18 protein-coding genes are annotated in these 17,279 nt (G+C 68.6%); 9 read left to right on the top strand and 9 right to left on the bottom strand.

Translation table 11 applies throughout. The annotated features are described in order from the left end of the window. Positions 1 to 42: 42 nt before the first annotated feature. From ACZ1DY_RS03410 to ddaH, 3 genes are all read right to left on the bottom strand, one after another. Entirely contained in the window at positions 43 to 708 is a 666-nt protein-coding gene (locus ACZ1DY_RS03410; protein WP_465483585.1) for a glycoside hydrolase family 75 protein, read from the bottom strand. A gap of 107 nt (positions 709 to 815) precedes the next feature. Next, the gene (locus tag ACZ1DY_RS03405; RefSeq protein ID WP_257489331.1) at positions 816 to 1,472 is read right to left on the bottom strand and encodes a polysaccharide deacetylase family protein; all 657 of its coding nucleotides are present in this window, start codon (positions 1,470 to 1,472) and stop codon (positions 816 to 818) included. Between the two features lie 91 nt (positions 1,473 to 1,563). Next, positions 1,564 to 2,409 (bottom strand): dimethylargininase, encoded by an 846-nt coding sequence (ddaH, locus tag ACZ1DY_RS03400; RefSeq protein ID WP_465483584.1) that lies wholly within the window; start codon positions 2,407 to 2,409, stop codon positions 1,564 to 1,566. A gap of 74 nt (positions 2,410 to 2,483) precedes the next feature. Here ddaH and ACZ1DY_RS03395 point away from each other — a divergent pair, with 74 nt between their 5' ends. From ACZ1DY_RS03395 to ACZ1DY_RS03380, 4 genes are all read left to right on the top strand, one after another. Continuing rightward, positions 2,484 to 2,930 (top strand): Lrp/AsnC family transcriptional regulator, encoded by a 447-nt coding sequence (locus tag ACZ1DY_RS03395; protein ID WP_005151923.1) that lies wholly within the window; start codon positions 2,484 to 2,486, stop codon positions 2,928 to 2,930. Positions 2,931 to 2,943: 13 nt separating this feature from the next. Next, positions 2,944 to 3,696 carry an enoyl-CoA hydratase gene (locus ACZ1DY_RS03390; protein WP_465483583.1) on the top strand — a complete coding sequence of 251 codons (753 nt, stop codon included), beginning with the start codon at positions 2,944 to 2,946 and terminating at the stop codon, positions 3,694 to 3,696. Between the two features lie 290 nt (positions 3,697 to 3,986). After that, entirely contained in the window at positions 3,987 to 5,894 is a 1,908-nt protein-coding gene (locus ACZ1DY_RS03385; RefSeq protein ID WP_126733266.1) for a 2-oxoacid:acceptor oxidoreductase subunit alpha, read from the top strand. After that, positions 5,891 to 6,958, top strand: coding sequence for a 2-oxoacid:ferredoxin oxidoreductase subunit beta (locus tag ACZ1DY_RS03380; RefSeq protein ID WP_126733265.1), 1,068 nt, complete (start codon positions 5,891 to 5,893; stop codon positions 6,956 to 6,958). The genes ACZ1DY_RS03385 and ACZ1DY_RS03380 overlap by 4 nt, the downstream gene beginning before the upstream one ends. A 70-nt stretch (positions 6,959 to 7,028) precedes the next feature. Here ACZ1DY_RS03380 and ACZ1DY_RS03375 read toward each other — a convergent pair whose 3' ends face one another. From ACZ1DY_RS03375 to ACZ1DY_RS03365, 3 genes are all read right to left on the bottom strand, one after another. Beyond that, on the bottom strand, positions 7,029 to 8,348 hold the full coding sequence (locus tag ACZ1DY_RS03375; RefSeq protein ID WP_465483582.1) for a sunset domain-containing protein: 1,320 nt from the start codon (positions 8,346 to 8,348) through the stop codon (positions 7,029 to 7,031). 15 nt (positions 8,349 to 8,363) lie between these two features. Continuing rightward, complete coding sequence (locus ACZ1DY_RS03370; RefSeq protein WP_126733377.1) at positions 8,364 to 9,389, bottom strand: polyprenyl synthetase family protein; 1,026 nt, start codon at positions 9,387 to 9,389, stop codon at positions 8,364 to 8,366. A 305-nt stretch (positions 9,390 to 9,694) separates the two neighbouring features. Further along, positions 9,695 to 10,000, bottom strand: a complete 306-nt coding sequence (locus ACZ1DY_RS03365; RefSeq protein WP_034310717.1) for a DUF6204 family protein — start codon at positions 9,998 to 10,000, stop codon at positions 9,695 to 9,697. A gap of 179 nt (positions 10,001 to 10,179) precedes the next feature. Between ACZ1DY_RS03365 and ACZ1DY_RS03360 the strand changes: the two genes are divergently transcribed. Together ACZ1DY_RS03360 and ACZ1DY_RS03355 are read left to right on the top strand one after the other, a co-directional pair. Further along, positions 10,180 to 10,839, top strand: coding sequence for a hypothetical protein (locus ACZ1DY_RS03360; protein ID WP_465483581.1), 660 nt, complete (start codon positions 10,180 to 10,182; stop codon positions 10,837 to 10,839). A gap of 111 nt (positions 10,840 to 10,950) precedes the next feature. Beyond that, a complete protein-coding gene (locus ACZ1DY_RS03355) occupies positions 10,951 to 11,586 on the top strand; it encodes an SRPBCC family protein (protein WP_465483580.1) in 636 nt (211 codons plus the stop codon). Here ACZ1DY_RS03355 and ACZ1DY_RS03350 read toward each other — a convergent pair. Genes ACZ1DY_RS03350 through ACZ1DY_RS03340 form a run of 3 tightly spaced genes read right to left on the bottom strand, consistent with a single transcriptional unit; the run spans position 11,562 to position 14,592 of the window. Further along, on the bottom strand, positions 11,562 to 12,302 hold the full coding sequence (locus tag ACZ1DY_RS03350; protein WP_465483579.1) for an HNH endonuclease: 741 nt from the start codon (positions 12,300 to 12,302) through the stop codon (positions 11,562 to 11,564). The genes ACZ1DY_RS03355 and ACZ1DY_RS03350 overlap by 25 nt on opposite strands. Then, positions 12,299 to 13,486 (bottom strand): AAA family ATPase, encoded by a 1,188-nt coding sequence (locus tag ACZ1DY_RS03345; RefSeq protein ID WP_126733260.1) that lies wholly within the window; start codon positions 13,484 to 13,486, stop codon positions 12,299 to 12,301. Before ACZ1DY_RS03345 ends, ACZ1DY_RS03350 begins: the two co-directional genes overlap by 4 nt. Before the next feature lie 26 nt (positions 13,487 to 13,512). After that, positions 13,513 to 14,592, bottom strand: a complete 1,080-nt coding sequence (locus tag ACZ1DY_RS03340) for a hypothetical protein (RefSeq protein ID WP_465483578.1) — start codon at positions 14,590 to 14,592, stop codon at positions 13,513 to 13,515. A gap of 365 nt (positions 14,593 to 14,957) precedes the next feature. On the opposite strand from ACZ1DY_RS03340, the gene ACZ1DY_RS03335 reads away from it, so the two are divergent. Genes ACZ1DY_RS03335 through ACZ1DY_RS03325 form a run of 3 tightly spaced genes read left to right on the top strand, consistent with a single transcriptional unit; the run spans position 14,958 to position 17,253 of the window. After that, entirely contained in the window at positions 14,958 to 15,380 is a 423-nt protein-coding gene (locus ACZ1DY_RS03335) for a hypothetical protein (protein WP_465483577.1), read from the top strand. Further along, entirely contained in the window at positions 15,380 to 15,985 is a 606-nt protein-coding gene (locus ACZ1DY_RS03330; protein ID WP_465483576.1) for a DUF3558 domain-containing protein, read from the top strand. Before ACZ1DY_RS03335 ends, ACZ1DY_RS03330 begins: the two co-directional genes overlap by 1 nt. Beyond that, complete coding sequence (locus ACZ1DY_RS03325; RefSeq protein ID WP_465483575.1) at positions 15,985 to 17,253, top strand: PPE domain-containing protein; 1,269 nt, start codon at positions 15,985 to 15,987, stop codon at positions 17,251 to 17,253. Before ACZ1DY_RS03330 ends, ACZ1DY_RS03325 begins: the two co-directional genes overlap by 1 nt. Positions 17,254 to 17,279 lie beyond the last annotated feature (26 nt).

The raw sequence follows: 17,279 nt of genomic DNA, 5'->3' as shown, positions 1-17,279 counted from the left end.
TCACGACCACCCCGACCCAGCGCCTACCTAACCCTCACTCGGTTACCCGACCCACTTCGCCGCCAGGCCCTGCCCGACCGAGGTCGACTTCCCGTTGTCCTCGATCGGCGACACCTTCGAGTTCTTGAAGCAGATATACGTGACCCCCGAGTCGACGCCGCCGTTCTTCGGGTCCGGGTTGATCCCCAGCGCTTTCGCGGCGGCATAGGACGCTTCGCCGATGATGTCCTTCGGGCCGGTGTCGCCGATGACGGTGTAAAGCACCTTGTCGTTGTAGATCACCGCGCACGAACCGGCGCCCTTGAGCCCGGCCTTCTCGAAGTTCCACGTGCTGCTGATGCTCGGCACGACGACATACGGCGTCTGGTCGGCGATCAGCGCCTTGCCATCGGAGCGCGGGTACGCGGTGCCGTCCTGGAACCACGGGTCGGTGTTCTTGTTGCAGCGCGCGGTCGGCTGCCCGTCGCAGTCGATGTCCATGTCGGCCTTCCAGAACACCGCGCTTCCCGCGTCGCAGACCGCGACGGTCCGGCCGGTTTCGTCGTCGGTCTTGTACTTGCCGTTCGACACCTGCTTGCAACTGGTGGTCTTCGCCAGCAATTGCTGGGCGGTCGGGGCCGCCTGCATCGAAGGGGAAGCCGCGGCCGTCGCCGCGGGAGCCAGGCCGGCGGCCACCACCATCGCCGAGAACAGGAGCAGTTTCCGCATACCGAACACCCCTTTGTTAATAAGACTTCTTTATCGAGGGTGCTCAGAATGCCGTCGCCGACGGCTTCGATTCAAGGGTTATTTTCCCACCGCACAAAGAAAAACGGTCAAAGGCGGGCAAGCCTGGCGACCCGCGCCATGATCCGTCCCGCTCGGCGGTACAGGCCTTCCCGCTCACCGAGCACACCGTCGATCCACTCCTGGTCGACGTCGTGCCGGAGCTCGATCCGCGGCCGCAGCCAGCCGTCGCGCGAAGCCGCGCCGCCTTCGGTCGTGTAAACCCTCGTCGCGCCGGAACGCCGCAGCCTGCTGAGCACCCGCCGGTCGTAGGCGCCGAACGGCGGCGCGTACGCGCGCACGGGTTTCCCGCTCAGTTCCGCGAGCAGTTTCGGCGCGGTTTCCAGTTCACGCCGGGCGTTCCGGTCGTCCAGCCGCCGCCAGTCGCGGTGCTCCCAGCCGTGCGAACCGATCGACATCCCCGCCTCGACCAGCGCGCGAAGGCCGTCGGCGTCGAGGAAACCCCGCTGCCCGATCCGGCCGGCCAGCGGGAAGAACTCGGCCGTGAGATCGCGCTCCACCAGTCTGGGGAGCGCGATCTCGACGTCCGAGGAGTTGCCGTCGTCGAACGTGAGGCCGACGTCTTCGCGTCCGGCCACGGTGTCGAGCACCCGCTCGAACTGCTCGACCGTCACCCATGTTTCGTTTTCGCCTGGATCCAGCGCGCGCACGGGTCTGCCCACGCCGCCTATCGCCAGGATCACCATCCGCGCCTCATTCGGGACCGAGTTCGTTTCCCGATTAATCGAGTTGGCGAATGGAGTAGTTACATGATCCCGCAAGGTGTCCACTAATGGATTACTTGCGGATCTCCAGGGTGCAGCACTTCGGGCCGCCGCCCGCCTTCCTGAGCTCGGAGATGTCCAGGAAGACGACTTCGTAGCCGCGTTCGGTCAGCCGGGCCGCCAGTCCGGTCGCCTCGACCGGCAGCACGACGTTGCGGCCGTCGGACACCCCGTTCAGGCCGAAGCACTCCGCGTCGGCCCGGTCCGCGATTACCGCGTCCGGGAACATCCGCTCCAGCACCTTCCGCGAACCGGCCGAGAAGGCGTCCGGGTAGTAGGCGATCTGGGCGGGCGTGGTGTCGGTGGCCTCGGCGAGCACGAACAGCGCGGTGTCGAGGTGGTAGTAGCTCGGGTCAATCAGCCGCAGCGACACGACCGGCACCCCGAGGACCTCCTGCGCTTCGGCGTGCGCGGCCGGGTCGGTCCGGAAGCCGGTGCCGGCGAGCAGGACCCTGCCGGTCCACGCGAAGTCACCCTCGGCCTCGTTGATCTTCTCGGGCATGGTGATGTCGCGGTAGCCGTGCTCGACGAACCAGCGGCGGAAGTGCTCGGCCTCGGCGGTGCGCTGCGGCGCGCGGAACCGCGAGCCGAGGACACGGCCGTCGATCACGGTGCCGGAGTTCGCGGCGAACACCATGTCGGGCAGGCCTGGCTGGGCTTCGATCTCCTCGACGGTGTGGCCGAGACGCCGATAGGTGTCGCGGAGTTCGGTCCATTGCGCCATCGCGGTGTCGACGCTGACCGGGACCGACGGGTCCATCCACGGGTTGATGACGTAGTCCACCGCGAAGTACCGCGGCGGGCACATGAGGTAGCGGCGCGTCGTGGGTACACGGGGCTGCTGCTCCAGTTCCGGCATACCCGAAGGGTAAGGCTCACCTAATTCCGCAATCAATCGCTGTTCGCTGCGCGTATACCTGCTAAACATTGCGTGTGAACACCATCGACCAGCGAATCGTTTCATGCCTGATGGCCAACGCGAGGTCCAGCTACGCCGACATCGGCAAGGTCGTCGGCCTGTCCGCGCCCGCGGTGAAACGACGGGTCGACAGACTGCTCGAAACCGGGGTCCTGCGCGGGTTCACCGCGGTCGTCGACCCCGAGGCGCTGGGCTGGGGCACCGAGGCGTTCGTCGAGATGACCTGCAACGGCAACATCACCCCCGCCCGGATCCGCGCCCGGCTGGAGCCGTTGCCGGAGGTCGTCGCGGCGTACACGGTGTCGGGGGCGGCCGACGCGATCGTCCATCTGCGCGCGTCGGACATCCATCATCTGGAGACCGCGCTGGAGCGGCTGCGCGGGCTGGAGATCGTCGACCGCACGGTGTCCACCGTCGTCCTGTCCCGGTTGCTGGAACGCCCGCCGACACCCGAAGCGTGACACCCTCGTCCCCGTGACCGATCAGATCCGCTCCAGCCACGACGGCGGCGTCGCCGTGCTCACCATCGACGCGCCCGCGACCCGCAACGCCCTGACGCTCGACCTCTCCGCACAGCTGGCCGAGGCCGTCTCGCGCGCCGAAGCCGACGAAAGTGTCCACGCTGTGGTCATCACCGGCGCACCGCCGGCGTTCTGCGCGGGCGCCGATCTGGACACGCTGGCCCGCGCCAGCGAAGACGGGCTCCGCGCCATCTACGACGGATTCCTCTCGGTGGCGCGGTGTTCCCTGCCGACGATCGCCGCGGTCGGCGGCGCCGCCGTCGGTGCCGGACTGAACCTCGCGCTCGCCGCGGACGTCCGCATCGTGGGACCGAAGGCGAAATTCGTGGCCAGATTTCTCGATCTGGGCATTCACCCCGGTGGCGGGATGACGTGGATGATCCAGCGGCTCGTCGGACCGCAGAAGGCCGCGGCGATGACGCTCTTCGGTGAAGTCGTCGGCGCCGAAGCCGCTGTCGAATGCGGGCTCGCGCTCCGGCTCGCCGAAGGGGACCTGGTCGAGGCGGCCCGTGAACTGGCGAAACCCGCCGTCGGTGCCCCGCGCGACGTCCTTCTGGCGACGAAGCGCACGCTCCGGCACACCGCGGGACTGACCGACCATTCGGCCGCCGTCGACGCGGAGATCGAGCCGCAGATCGCGTCGCTCACCGGGCCCGCGTTCGCCGAACGACTCACCGAGTTGCGCGCGGCCATTACCGGCCGATGACCGTTCCTCGACCGGACTTCACTACGCTGGAAGGAGATACGGCTCACAATCGGGCCGCATCGCCGACCGTTACCATCGGTAACAGATAAACCGGATAATCCCCGCTCAGCGGCGAGCTCAGGACACTCGAGGAGTAGGTCCAGACCGTTTTTACGGCAACCTGGAACGTGTGCCGAGGACTAACCTCGGGACATGGCACCTGTGACCTGGCCGACATCGCCGGGCGAGGCACGCCGATCCCCGGCACGGCCGGGGACGAAGCACGTCGGGAGAGAGGGAATCCCTGACCTATGAGCACGAGTGCGAACGGCAACGGCTCCTTGTCGGCCGTCAGGCCCACCGAGGTCGCCAAGCTGGACCGGGTGGTCATCCGGTTCGCCGGTGACTCCGGTGACGGCATGCAGCTGACGGGCGACCGGTTCACCTCCGAAGCGGCCGCCTTCGGCAACGACCTGTCGACCATGCCGAACTTCCCCGCGGAGATCCGCGCGCCGCAGGGCACCATTCCCGGCGTCTCGAGCTTCCAGGTGCACTTCGCCGACTACGACATCCTCACGCCGGGCGACCGGCCGGACGTCCTGGTCGCCATGAACCCCGCCGCGCTGAAGGCGAACGTCGCCGACGTCCCGGCGGGCGGGACGATCATCCTCAACACCGACGAGTTCTCGAAGCGGAACCTGGTCAAGGTCGGCTACGAGAACGACCCCCTCGACGACGACACCCTTTCGGCCTATCAGGTCCACCGGGTGGCCATGTCGACGCTGACCAGGGGCGCGCTCGAAGAGACCGGTCTGTCCAAAAAGGACGCCGAACGCGCGAAGAACATGTTCGCGCTCGGCCTGCTCTCGTGGATGTACCACCGGCCGACCGAGGGCACGGAGCGGTTCCTGCGCGAGAAGTTCGCGAAGAAGGCCGACATCGCCGAGGCCAACATCCTGGCCTTCCGCGCGGGCTGGAACTACGGCGAGACGACCGAGTCGTTCGCGACGACGTACGAGGTCGCCCCCGCGAAGCTGAACCAGGGCACGTACCGCCAGATCACCGGGAACACCGCGCTGGCGTACGGGCTGGTCGCCGCCGGGCAGCAGTCCGGCCTGCAGATCCTGCTCGGCACGTACCCGATCACCCCGGCGTCGGACATCCTCCACGAGCTGTCCAAGCACAAGAACTACGGCATCCTCACCTTCCAGGCCGAGGACGAGATCGCCGGGATCGGCGCCGCGCTCGGCGCCTCGTACGGCGGTGCCCTTGGCGTCACCTCGACGTCCGGGCCCGGTGTCGCGCTGAAGTCCGAGGCCATCGGTCTCGCGGTGATGACCGAGCTGCCGCTGGTCGTCGTCGACGTCCAGCGCGGCGGCCCGTCGACCGGCCTGCCGACCAAGACCGAGCAGGCCGACCTGCTGCAGGCGATGTTCGGCCGCAACGGCGAATCACCGGTGCCGATCGTCGCGCCGCTCTCCCCCGCCGACTGTTTCGACGCGGCTCTGGAGGCCACCCGGATCGCGCTGAAGTACCGCACCCCGGTGTTCCTGCTCTCGGACGGCGCGATCGCGAACGGCTCCGAGCCGTGGCTGATCCCGGACGTCGAGGACCTGCCGGATCTGCGCGTGGAATTCGCCACCGAGCCGAATGCCGAGGACGGTTCCGGGGAATTCTGGCCGTATGTACGCGACCCCGAGACCCTCGCCCGCGAGTGGGCGCTGCCGGGCACCGCCGGTCTGCAGCACCGCATCGGCGGGCTGGAGAAGGCAGACAAGACCGGCCACATCTCCTACGACCCCGACAACCACGACAAGATGGTCCGCCTGCGCCAGGCCAAGATCGACGGCGTCGACGTCCCGGACCTCGTCGTCGACGATCCGAGCGGCGGCAAGGCACGGGTGCTGGCGCTCGGCTGGGGCTCTTCCTACGGCCCCATCGGCGCCGCGTGCCGCCGGGTCCGCAAGGACGGCATGCCCATCGCGCAGGCGCATCTGCGCCATCTCAACCCGTTCCCGGGCAACCTCGGCGACGTACTCCGTTCGTACGACACCGTCGTCGTCCCCGAAATGAACCTCGGCCAGCTTTCGATGCTCCTGAGGGCCAAGTACCTCGTCGACGTGAAGTCGTACACGAAGGTCGCGGGGCTGCCCTTCAAGGCCGAAGAGCTCCAAGGCGTCTTCACGGAGATCATCACCAGTACGGAGGGGACGAAGTGACCGCGATCGATCTGGGGATCCCCACCCTCGGCGGCCTGGACCTTGTGCCGACCGAGACCGAACCGCAGAAGGCCAAGGACTACAAGTCGGACCAGGAGGTCCGCTGGTGTCCCGGCTGCGGGGACTACGTCGTGCTCAACGCCGTGCAGTCGTTCCTGCCGACGCTCGGCCTCAAGCGCGAGAACATCGTGTTCATCTCGGGTATCGGGTGCTCGTCCCGGTTCCCGTACTACCTGAACACCTACGGTATGCACTCGATCCACGGCCGGGCGCCGTCGATCGCGACCGGGCTCGCGACCGCGCGGCCGGATCTGTCGGTGTGGGTGGTCACCGGTGACGGCGACGCGCTGTCCATCGGCGGCAACCACCTGATCCACGCGTTGCGGCGCAACGTGAACATCAAGATCCTGCTGTTCAACAACCGGATCTACGGCCTCACCAAGGGCCAGTACTCGCCGACGTCCGGGCCGGGCATGGTCACGAAGTCCACCCCGATGGGCTCGGTCGACACCCCGTTCAACCCGCTTTCGCTGGCGATCGGCGCCGAGGCGTCGTTCGTGGGCCGCGCACTCGACTCGGACCGCAAGGGCCTGACCGAGGTGCTGGAGGCCGCCGCGAAACACCGCGGGTCGGCGCTGGTGGAGATCTACCAGAACTGCCCGATCTTCAACGACGGCGCCTTCGAGGTCCTCAAGGACAAGGACGAGGCCGCGAGCCGGCTCATCCCGCTGAAGGCCGGCGAGCCGATCAAGTTCGGGCCGCAGGGCGAATACGGCGTCACGCGGAGCGGCTGGGCCGGCCTGGAGGTCGGGAAGGTCGCGAACATCGGCGAGGAGAACCTCGTCGTGCACGACCCGGCGATCGAGGACACCTCGTACGCGTTCGCGCTTTCGCGGATCGGCGACCAGAACCTGAACCACGTGCCGACCGGCATCCTGCGGCAGGTCGAGCGGCCCACCTACGACGACCAGGCGCGTGCCCAGGTCGCGGAGGCCCAGGCCGCCCGCAAGCCCGATCTGCAGGGCCTTCTGCGCGGCAAGGACACCTGGACCGTCGTCAGCTAGCCGGTCCTCAAGCGCGTGAAGGCCCCCTTCCCTCGGCTGAGCCGAGGGAAGGGGGCCTTCACGCGCTTCATCAGGTCAGGGGGCGGAAGCCCACGCGCTCCGCGTCGGCGGCGGTCCGGAACCAGACCTCGGCGACCATCTTCGGGAACTGCGGAGAGTCCTCGGTGCAGTATCGCAGCGCCGTCACGCTGGCCTTGACCGCGAAGTCGTCGGCGGGACGGCCACCGCCCGGCCGCGGCATCGCCGAACCGGGACCGAACGGACCGGGCGGGACGGATTCCGCCACCGGAGCGACCTGCCGGGCGGGCGGAGGCTCCGGAGCGGGCATCGCGTCGCCGGGCTGGACGGCGGGCTCGAACAGCGAGCCGCTCTGCCCACCGGACAGTTCCGGCTCACGACGTTCGATCGCCCGCATCGACGGCTGGATCGGCTGCGGCGGCTCGAAACCGCCACGCACCGCGCCTCGCGGCGTGCGCTTGGGCAGCACCTGGGTGGCCTCGGCGGGCGTCTCGGGCTCCGAGTCGAGCAGACCGGCCTTCGCTTCTTCGTCGGAACCGAAGGCGTACGCGGGCGGGTCGTGCAGTTCCTCTTCCCGCTCGAACCAGTTGGTCTCGACGGGAGCCTGCTCGGTCTCCACGCGCGACGCGGGGCTGAACAGCGAAACCGGCTCCGGCTGCGTCTCGGCGCCTTCGGGGTCCAGCTGCATCTCCAGGCGGGACCGGTACGGCCCCTCGGCCGGTGCCGGCGGCTGCGGCTCGGGTTCCGGCTCCGGCTCGACGTCCAGCTTCGAGGCGGGCTGAAGGTAGTCGGTCGCCGCAGCGACGTACGGGTTCGCGGGCTCCGGCTCCGGCTCGGGCTCGGGTTCCGGCTCCGGCAAGGCCGCCGGGATGAACTGCGTCCGCTCGGCCGGGTGCTCCTGGTCCGGCTCGGGCTCCGGGTCCGGCTGGGGCGCGGTGCGGTATTCGGCCTCGTACTCTTCTTCGGGCTCGAAAACCTGCGTCGGGGAGTGCTCCGGCTCCTCGTGAACGTCCTCGGGAGCGTCCTTGACGGGCTCCTCGGCAGGCTCGGTCCACTGCTGCGCGGGCTCCTGCTCGGTGAGCGTCTCGGGGTACGCGGGCTTCGACGGCTCCTCGACGGCCGCGAACTCCTCGTCCAGCTCGTCGTGCGACGGCTTCGCGAGGTACGCGGTCCCGCCGGCGACCGCCGCGGCACCCGCGCCGAGGCTCACCCCGGCCGGCAGTCTCGACGTCTCGGCGTGCGCGGTGGCCAGCGAGCTTTCCAGCTCACGGATGCGCTTGCGCGCCGGGAGTACCAGCACCAGCCAGGTGAGCAGCGCGCCGACGACGAACGCCAGCAGACTCCACAGCCAAACCTGTCCGAAAATGGACATCTAACCTGCCCTTTGTCAATGCGTTCGCGCGACCAGGTAGTCGGCGACCGATTCGCAGGCGTCCCGGGCGGGCGACGCGGGCAGCGCCGCGAGCTCGGCACGCGCCCGACGAGCGTAGTCGGAAAGAGTTTCGCGTGCGCGTTCGAGTCCGGACGAGGCACGCAGCAGGTCCAGGGCCTCGGCGACGAGCGCGTCGTCGGAGATCGGGCCCGAAAGCAGCTCCACCAGGCGCGGGTCGGTGGCCGGGTCGGCCAGCGCGTACAGCATCGGAAGCGTGCGGACGCCTTCGCGCAGGTCCGTTCCCTGTGCCTTGCCGAGCTCGTCCGAGGCGGACGCGATGTCGATCACGTCGTCGGAGATCTGGAACGCCGTCCCGATGATGTCGCCGAACCGGCGGAGCGCGTCGATGTAGTGGTCGGGCGCGCCGGACATCATCCCGCCGAACCGGCCGGAGGTGGCGATCAGCGAACCGGTCTTCTGCGCGATGACCGTGAGGTAGTGCTCGACCGCGTCGTCGCCGTCGGCCGGGCCGACCGTCTCGCGCATCTGGCCGGTGACCAGCTCGCCGAAGGTCTCGGCGATGATCCGGGCCGCGTCGGTGCCGAGGTCGGCGACCAGCCGCGAGGCGTGCGCGAACAGGAAGTCGCCGGTGAGGATGGCGATGGTGTTGTCCCAGCGGGCGTTGACGCTCTCCGCGCCGCGGCGCATCGTCGCCTCGTCCATCACGTCGTCGTGGTACAGCGTCGCGAGGTGCACCAGCTCGACCGCCGCCGCGGCGGTGACCACCTGGTCGCCCTGCTTCGGCCCGAACTGCGAGGCCAGCAGCGTGAACAGCGGACGGAAACGTTTGCCACCCGCCTCGACCAGGTGCGAAGCGGCGTCCTCGACGGCCTTGACGTCACTGCGGACGACCTCGCGGAGCAGGGTCTCGACGTCGGCGAGACCGGTCGCGAGGGTGCGCAGGAGCTGCTCGTCGGCGATCTGGAGTCCCACGGACGCGCGCAGGTCCTCGATGGCACCACCTGGGGCAGGTGAAGACACAGACACGTCGGCTCCGCTCTCTTTGACACCGTTCGGGGTTGCTCCCAGCGTAGTGGCTAGCAGCTGAGGCCTGTTGACGTGCTGTCCAGGGGAAACGGTGACGAAGATGACACCCCCGCCGAGTGTCCTGCCCACTTCGGCGCGAACTGGGGGAACACCATGGGAAGTCCGGACGATTCCGGCGACAGACCGGCGTGGAGACCTCCCGCCGAAGACCACCGCGAGCAGCGTTCGACGGTGTGGATCACCGTCGTCCTCTTCGCCGTGTTCATGGCGGTGATGCCGACCGTGGCAGGCGGCCTGAGTCAGCGGCGGCGGATCTTGATGTCGTCCATGCAGGTCGCCTTGCCCGCGACGTCGCGATACGGGTAGCCCTTGGCGTCCAGCAGCTCCATGACCTTCAGCTCGGCCTCGTCGAGCACCTCGCGCTCCTCTTCGCCCCGCAGCGTGATGCGGAAGGTGAACGCGCCGAGGTGCGCGCTGTAGGTGAGCAGGCCGTCCTCGGTGAACCCCATCGACTGGTGCCGGTCGAGCTCGGCGAGCAGCCGGGCGCGGGTCTCGGCGTCGGGGTGGTCGAACTTGCCGTTGACGAGGACGCGGTAGGTCGGCATACGTCTGAATATACAGACCTGTATCCGGATACGAATCCGAATATCGGACGGGTGCCCATGATCCACGGTCGAGTGAAACGACCGTCACGCACGCAACGGGCGAATCCGACACGCAGATAGTGATGACAAAGGAAGAACGGCCAACCGGCTCGCTCTCCGTCACGTGAGGAGGACGTGGAATGCGCATCACCATCGCAAGCCGGGCAGGCCTTGTCGGCGCCCTGCTGCTGGCAGGTCTCGGCGCCGAGGTGAGCCCGGCGGCGGCGTCGAACCCCGCGGGCGTCGCCTCGCTCGGCTCCGCCGCCTTCACCAAGGGGACCTCCGCGCCGATCTCGATCGCCTCGATCGCCGAGTGCGCGGTCGAGGGACCGACGAGCAACTCGTCCGGGGTCGTGACCAGGACCGGGATCACGTTCGGTGGCGGCACGTCGACGTGCACGACCACCGTCGTCGACCCGGAGAACGACGTCACCACGACGAAGTCGGAGGCCAAGGGACAGAACTTCGAGCTGTCGGCCCTGGTCTCGTCGGGCGGGCCGCGGATCAAGATCAGGTCCTACTCGGTCAGCTGCACGGCGACCCAGACCAGCACGAACGCGAGCTGGACCTACGGCGGCGCGACCGGGCTCGGCACCCTGCCGTCGCCGGTGCCGGTCGGCTACGTCAAGCCGATCACCAAGTCCAACGGCACCCTGCTCGCCGAAGCGATCTTCAACGAGCAGACGCTGCCGGGCGACGGCAGCATCGGGCTGACCATGCTGCGGATCAAGTTCGCCCCGGGCTCGAACATCACCGGCGAAGTGGTCCTCGGCCGCACGGCCTGCTCCCCCACCCCGTAAGCCATCCCGCCGGGAAAGGGGCGTCCGGATCCTCCGGGCGCCCCTTTTCCATTCTGGCTTATATAAGCCAAGGCTGATACCTTGTCGGCATCCAAGCCGAGGAGGGCACCGATGGTCGACGTGACCAGCCAGATCAACTCCGTCCAGCGCAGGCTGGGCAAGCGCGTGGTCGAAGCGGGCGAGGCGGTGACGGCCACCGTCAGCCAGGTCTACGACACCGGCCTCGACGATCTCTGGGACGCCTGCACGAATCCCGAGCGCATCCCGCGCTGGTTCCTGCCGGTCAGCGGCGATCTGCGTGTCGGCGGGAAGTACCAGCTCGAAGGCAACGCGGGCGGAACGATCGAGCGTTGCGATCCGCCGAAGGGTTTCGCGGCGACCTGGGAGTACGGCGGCGACGTCAGCTGGATCGAGCTCCGGCTGAGCCCCGAAGCCGACGGGCGGACGCGGTTCGAACTCGACCACACCGCCGTCGCAGGCGAGCACTGGAACCAGTTCGGGCCGGGTGCCGTGGGCATCGGCTGGGACATGATGCTGAACGGGCTGGCACTGCACCTCGAATCCGGTGAGGCCGCCGACCCCGAGGCCGCCATGGCCTGGATGACCAGCGAAGAGGGCGTGCGGTTCATGACGCTGAGCAACGAGGCCTGGTACGAGGCCGACGTCGCCAACGGGACGGACGCGGCCACCGCCCGCACCCGCGCCGACGCCACCTTGGCCGCCTACACGGCGCCGCCGGAGAGCTGAAGATCCTCAGCGAGTTCCGGGGCGCGTAGCAGCTCGATGAGCTCGTCGTCCGCCCGGAACACGGCACGGGCTCCCGGCATCCACGCCTGCCGGAGCATCGCGTGGAGGACGTCGGCGTGCGGCTGGTCGAGCAGGGTCCAGACCATCGCGCGCCGCTTCCCGTCGTCGCCCAGTGCGCGCGCGGCCCACCAGCCCATGACGAGCGCGCTCACCTGGTTGACCGCCGTTTCCCGGCCACGCGCCAGTTGCGCGCGGTTAAGCCCGCACACCTTGATGGTCTGCTCGCCCTTCGCGGTCAGCGCGCGGTAGGTGCCGATCGACAGCACGAGGAACAGGTGCTCCAGCGGGTCTTCGACGGTCGGATCGATGAGCAGGCTGGTGCCGTCTTCGTCCACCGGGAACAGGTCGCGTTTGTGGTGGCTGTTGCAGTACTCGCAAGCGAGCACGTGATTGAGCCAGTCGAACGCGCGCCTCGGATTCCGCGCGATCGGCTCGAAATGGTCCACAGTGGACCCGAGCCCGTCGCCGCAGTACATGCAGTAGCCGCGGCCGGCGGCCATCACGTCGAGGCCCGCCCGCAGAGAACGCCGCACGGCACGCGAAACCCGCCAGAGCCGCCGGGCTTCTTTCGTGTCACCGGGAGGGATGCGCGCGGTCAGCTCTTCGAGATCGGCCACCACCCGCTCCGGCAGCGCGACCCGGCGGATCGCGATCACCGATCGTCGGCCTCGAACCGCCTGGCCACCTCGTCGACCCGGCTCGGCGGCGAACTGCTGAGCATGCCCCGAAGGCGTTCCCATTCCCGGACGCCGTTCGCGTCCGCGCGGCCGGAGGCGACCTGGAACTCGAGCTCGGCCAGATGCTCCCGCAATTCGACCGCCTGCGGCGAATACGGCGTGTCCAGGCCGAAAAGGTCGGAGAGCACGGCGTCGTCGCCGGAGCCGAACACGACCCGCTCGTACAGCTCCTCGGAGACCACGCGCGGCGGGACGTCCTCGTCGGGCCCCGAAAGGCGGATGAGGCCGCCCGGGTCGGCGGCCTGGCAGACGTAGGGGCTGTGCGTGGTGACGATGAACTGGATCCGCGGGAAATGCGCCTTGAACCACGATCCCATGCGTTTCTGCCACGACACGTGGAGATGAGCGTCGACCTCGTCGATGATCACGACACCGGGACTCTCGTGGTCGAGGCCCGCGCTGTCGAGTTGCTTGAGCAGGTCGACCACGAGCGCGGTCACCGTGCGATAGCCGTCGCTCATCTCGCGCAACGGGAAGCGGTCGCCGCGGTACTCGACCCAGAGCCCGTCCGAATCGACGTCCCGGATCCGGTAGCCGCCGGGCAGGAGACCGTCACCGAGGATCTCCAGCGCCGCGTCCTTCAGCTCGCGGGCGCCCGCTTTTCCTTCCAGGGCACGGAGATGCTGATTGATCAGCCAGGTGACGCCCTCGGCGAGCGAAGCGTCTTCGTGGAAGAGGCTGGCCATCCGCGCCAGCGATCCCGCGCCGCGCATCCAGGACTCGGCCTCGCCGCTGCCGCCCGCGAGCCGCCGGAACGGCCCGTACGCGGCGCAGAACGGCTGGCCCGGCGGAAGCCCGGAGATCGGCAGCAGGCCGGAGTCGAGCCAGCGGACCTCGACCGGCGCCGGGCCCTCTTCGCGCATCACCGACAGCTCGATCGACCCGGACGTCTGATCGTTCGAGATCCAGCTGCCGGCGTCCGACAGCAGCCCCCAGGCGACGTCCGGCGCCGCCGCGACCGCGATGGCGCGCAGCAGCGAGGTCTTGCCGGAACCGTTGCGCCCGGCCAGGACCACCCAGCCGGGGCCGGGCAGCCGGAGGTCGACGGCGCGGGCGCCGCTGAAGCCGCGGATGTTCTCCAGCCGGACCCGCTCGATGTACATGGAGAAAGCTTACGACGGGGCGGACGTCACCTGGCCACCCGAAAGTGGGTCGCCATCACGAGCTCCATCACGGCATGCGCCTTGGCGATCTCCACGGCCGGGAGCGCCCTGGACCGCGGCCATTCGTCGATCCCCCGCTCCCGCTGCGACGAAATCAGCAACCGGACATGCCCGCGCGAGCCGAGATTCCCGAACGGCGAGACGTACATGAGGAAATCGCTCTCGTCCTTGTTGCGAAGGGTGACTCCCGGGTTCCCGCTGAACGAGTGCTGACGGTGGTCCTTGAAGGTGCCGTTCGGATCCGCGTGCCAATCACCGGGGGCGCCGCCGTTCGCGGTGGCCCCCGCCTCGATCTGCACCCGATGGCGTGGTTCGACGAAGTAGCAGGCGCCCGGCGTGGCGATCGGCTCGAACTCCGGCCCGAAGGTCTTCGCGACCGCATTCCGGAACACCGCGCATTCGACGTTCGGGTCGGCGGCACCGGCGGCCAAGATCACCTCGGCACCCGTCGGCACCTGGGCCTCGACCGCCGGATCGCAGGTCTCGCCCTTGCTGGTGGAGACCCAGTTCGCGCAGGCGCCGACCCGGGCGCTGTCCTGGGCGTCCGGCGGGTAGACGAGGTCACGGGGCAGCTTCGCGGCCCCGGCGGTGGCGAAGTCGCGAAGAAGTCCGCAGTCCTTGCTCCGGCTCAGGATCCCCAGCTCGAACTTGACCGCGCGCTGGAAGCTGACCGGGACGGTGATCGCGCAGCCGTCGACCGAGCCTTCGCGGCGGGATTCGACCTGGTAGGCCTTCACCCCGGCGAGGTCGATGACGGCTCCGTCGTTCCGGAGCGCCGCGTGGCCCGGGTCCACGTCCTGGACGTAGAGCACTTCGGTGTCACCGCGGACGAGCGCACAGCGTTTACGGCCGGCCTTGACTTCCGAACGAGTGGTCGCCAACGCGGCGTCGAGCGGCTGATGCAGCGCGTAGGTGACACGATCGATCAGGGCACAGAAGTCGGTCGTGGCGAGAGCACGGTCGACGGCCTGTTCGTCACGGTCCGCAGGCCGCGGTTGCTTCGGCTGCCATTTCGGAAACTGCGGTGGCGACGGGGCCGTATCCACGGAATCCGTACAAGCTGCGAGCAGCCCGAGGAGCACTGCGCCAAGAATCACTCTTCGAAACTTCATTACGCAGAGTGTGCGAATTCACCGGGTCGCCCACCAGGTGGAACCCGGTTTTCCAGGGCAGGTTCACACGATTGATTTTCACGGATAGTCACCATGTTCGCCGAAGCTATTCAGCAGGGAGCGGGACTTTATGCAGCCGGGTTCACCGCCCCGGGAACCCTGGTAATCTTCCCGGCGTCGGATTACGCAGGGTGCATCGGGGAGACGCGCCTTGTAGCCACGGGAGGGGCAGATGACGACGGTGACTTCGGGGCGGTTTCGGCTATTCAGCGGGGAACGGTTCGGCGCTATGGGGGTGCATGGCCGTGCCTGAGGGTTCGCCGACCTATGAGCCGGGGTTGCGCTGGAGCGAGGTCGACCGGTTCCGGCCCAGCGGGGGTTCCTACGGGACGCCTGTCGCGCAGGGCGCGGGGTTCAAGTACGACGAGGCGACCCTCCACGAGCTGGTGAAAGAGTGGAACGGTCTAGCCAAGGAGTACAGAGACGACCTCGCTGACGCGCGAATGATCGCTCTAGCGCGACCGCCGGGAATGGAATTCGCCAGTGGAGACAACGCTGCCATCACTCGGCAGTCCGGCGAAGCACTCGTGGCGGCCCTTGAGCAGCGTGTCGCCTACTGCGAGAACATGGCCAAGAAGTACGTCACCGCTCTCGGCAAATACGCCACTGCGGACGACCACGCAAAGACAGTCATCAACCAGCAGTCGAAGGGCATCGTCTGATGCGACGCACCATCCTTGTCCTCAGCGCGGCCACGCTCGCCCTCGCAGCATGCTCGACTCCCACCACCAACGGCACGCCCACACCCACCAGTGGTGGAACCAGCCCAAGCCAGTCGAACTCGACTCCTGGCGTGCCTAAAGTCGAGCACCCGATCGACGTAGCACGGTTCAAGCAGGCACCGTGCGACGCCCTGACCAAAGCGCAGATCGAGGAACTCCTCGGCCCCAACACCGAAACCGTGCCACGAGACGGTGGCGCTGGACCTGCCTGCAGGTGGTCCATCCCATCAACCAGCCGGCCTCTGATCGACGCAATCTTCGCTGACCTGCCGGACAGTGGCACCGCGAAGTTCTACGCAGGCAAGGGCACGACCTACAAACTTCTCGAGCCGCTGGAACCGATTGACGGTTACCCGGTGACCGCGTACGACGTCAACGACAATCGCGCCAAAGGTGACTGTTCGGTAGCGCTGGGGACCAGCGACACCCAAACCGTCGGCATCTCCTTGGTTCAATCCGAAGCCAACGTCGGTACAAAGGATCCCTGTGCCGCTGCCCGTGAAGCCGCCATCAGGGTGCTGGCCACCATCCGAGGGGGCAACTGATGCCGGCAGGACCACTCACCGCGGCCCAAATTTACGACCAGATCACCGGCGGCGAAGGAATCGACTCGCTCGCCGACGCACAGCTAAGTGCCTTCAACCTGACCGCCAAGCACCACGAGCGTGCGCAGAAGCTCTCCGCGCTCACCCAGAAGACCATGGCCGGCTGGCAAGGCGGCGCCAGCGACGCGGCCGCCGACGCGACGAAGCCTGTCGTGGAGGCCGCGTACGACGACGCGATGCATCTGGCGGTCGCCCAGTCGGCGATCAGCGCCCAGATGGACGCGTTCGGCACGGCCAAGAACTCGGTCAAGCCGGTTCCGCCCGAGCAGCCCGCGCCGACTGCCGAGGACGTCAAGTCCGCCATGAGCGGCGGCCTGGTCAGCTACTGGAGCAAGGTCAAGGGGTACCAGGCCGACAGCCAGCACAACATCGACACCTTCGCGAGCTACCACTCCGCCAGCACCGCCAACGGTGACGAGCTGCCCGCCCAGTACGCGCAGCTCACCGACCCCGGTGGCAGCGTCGCCCTGGACGAGGGTGGCGGCGGGAGGCCGACGGCGAGAGGGTTCGGCGACGGTTCCGACGGGCGCGAATACGGAGTCGGCGAGCCCTACCGAGGGCCGAGTGGTCCGAGCGGTCCCAGTACTCCCGGCGGGCCGAGCGGCCCCAGCGGGCCGAGCGCAACCGACAGTGGTCCGCAGCGTGGGCAAGGGCCCCAGCCAGGTCAGCACCACCCCGGCTTCCAGCAGCCGGACGACGGAACCCGCGCGAATTCGTACACACCGCCTCAGACCACTCCGGTCGTGCCGCCGGCGGCGAACCTCGACTTCGGGCCGAACGGGAAGCCGAACCCGACGTACAACACGCCCGGCGCCTTCCCGCCCGGGTACGGCCCGGGAACGAGCGGCCCCGGGGTCCCGGGGTCGGGCGTCAGGTCACCAGGCGGGCCGGGCGGCGGCGGCTTCCGCGGACCAGGCGGGACAGGCGGAGTCGGCGGGCCCGGACAGCAGCCCGGTATGGGTGGCCGAAGCGGCGCCGGGATGCCCGGTGAGGGCGTGGCCGGCCGTGGTGCGGCGGGAACGGCAGGCGCCGCCGGTCGTGGCGGGGCGAACGGGATGCCGATGGCGCCCGGAGCCGCCCGCGGGAAGGGCGAGGAGGACAAGGAGAAGAAGGCTCCGACGTACCTCCAGAACCCGGACCCCGACGAGACCTTCGGCGGCTACATCGAAAAGCCGATGCCGCCGGTGATCGGCGAGAAGAAGAAGTAGCACCACAGTCCCAGGGGAGGGAGGCA

It is taken from the genome of Amycolatopsis sp. PSD-21 (genome assembly GCF_055561455.1).
Note: the sequence above shows the minus strand (reverse complement) of the source record. Positions and strands in the feature narration are given on the sequence as shown.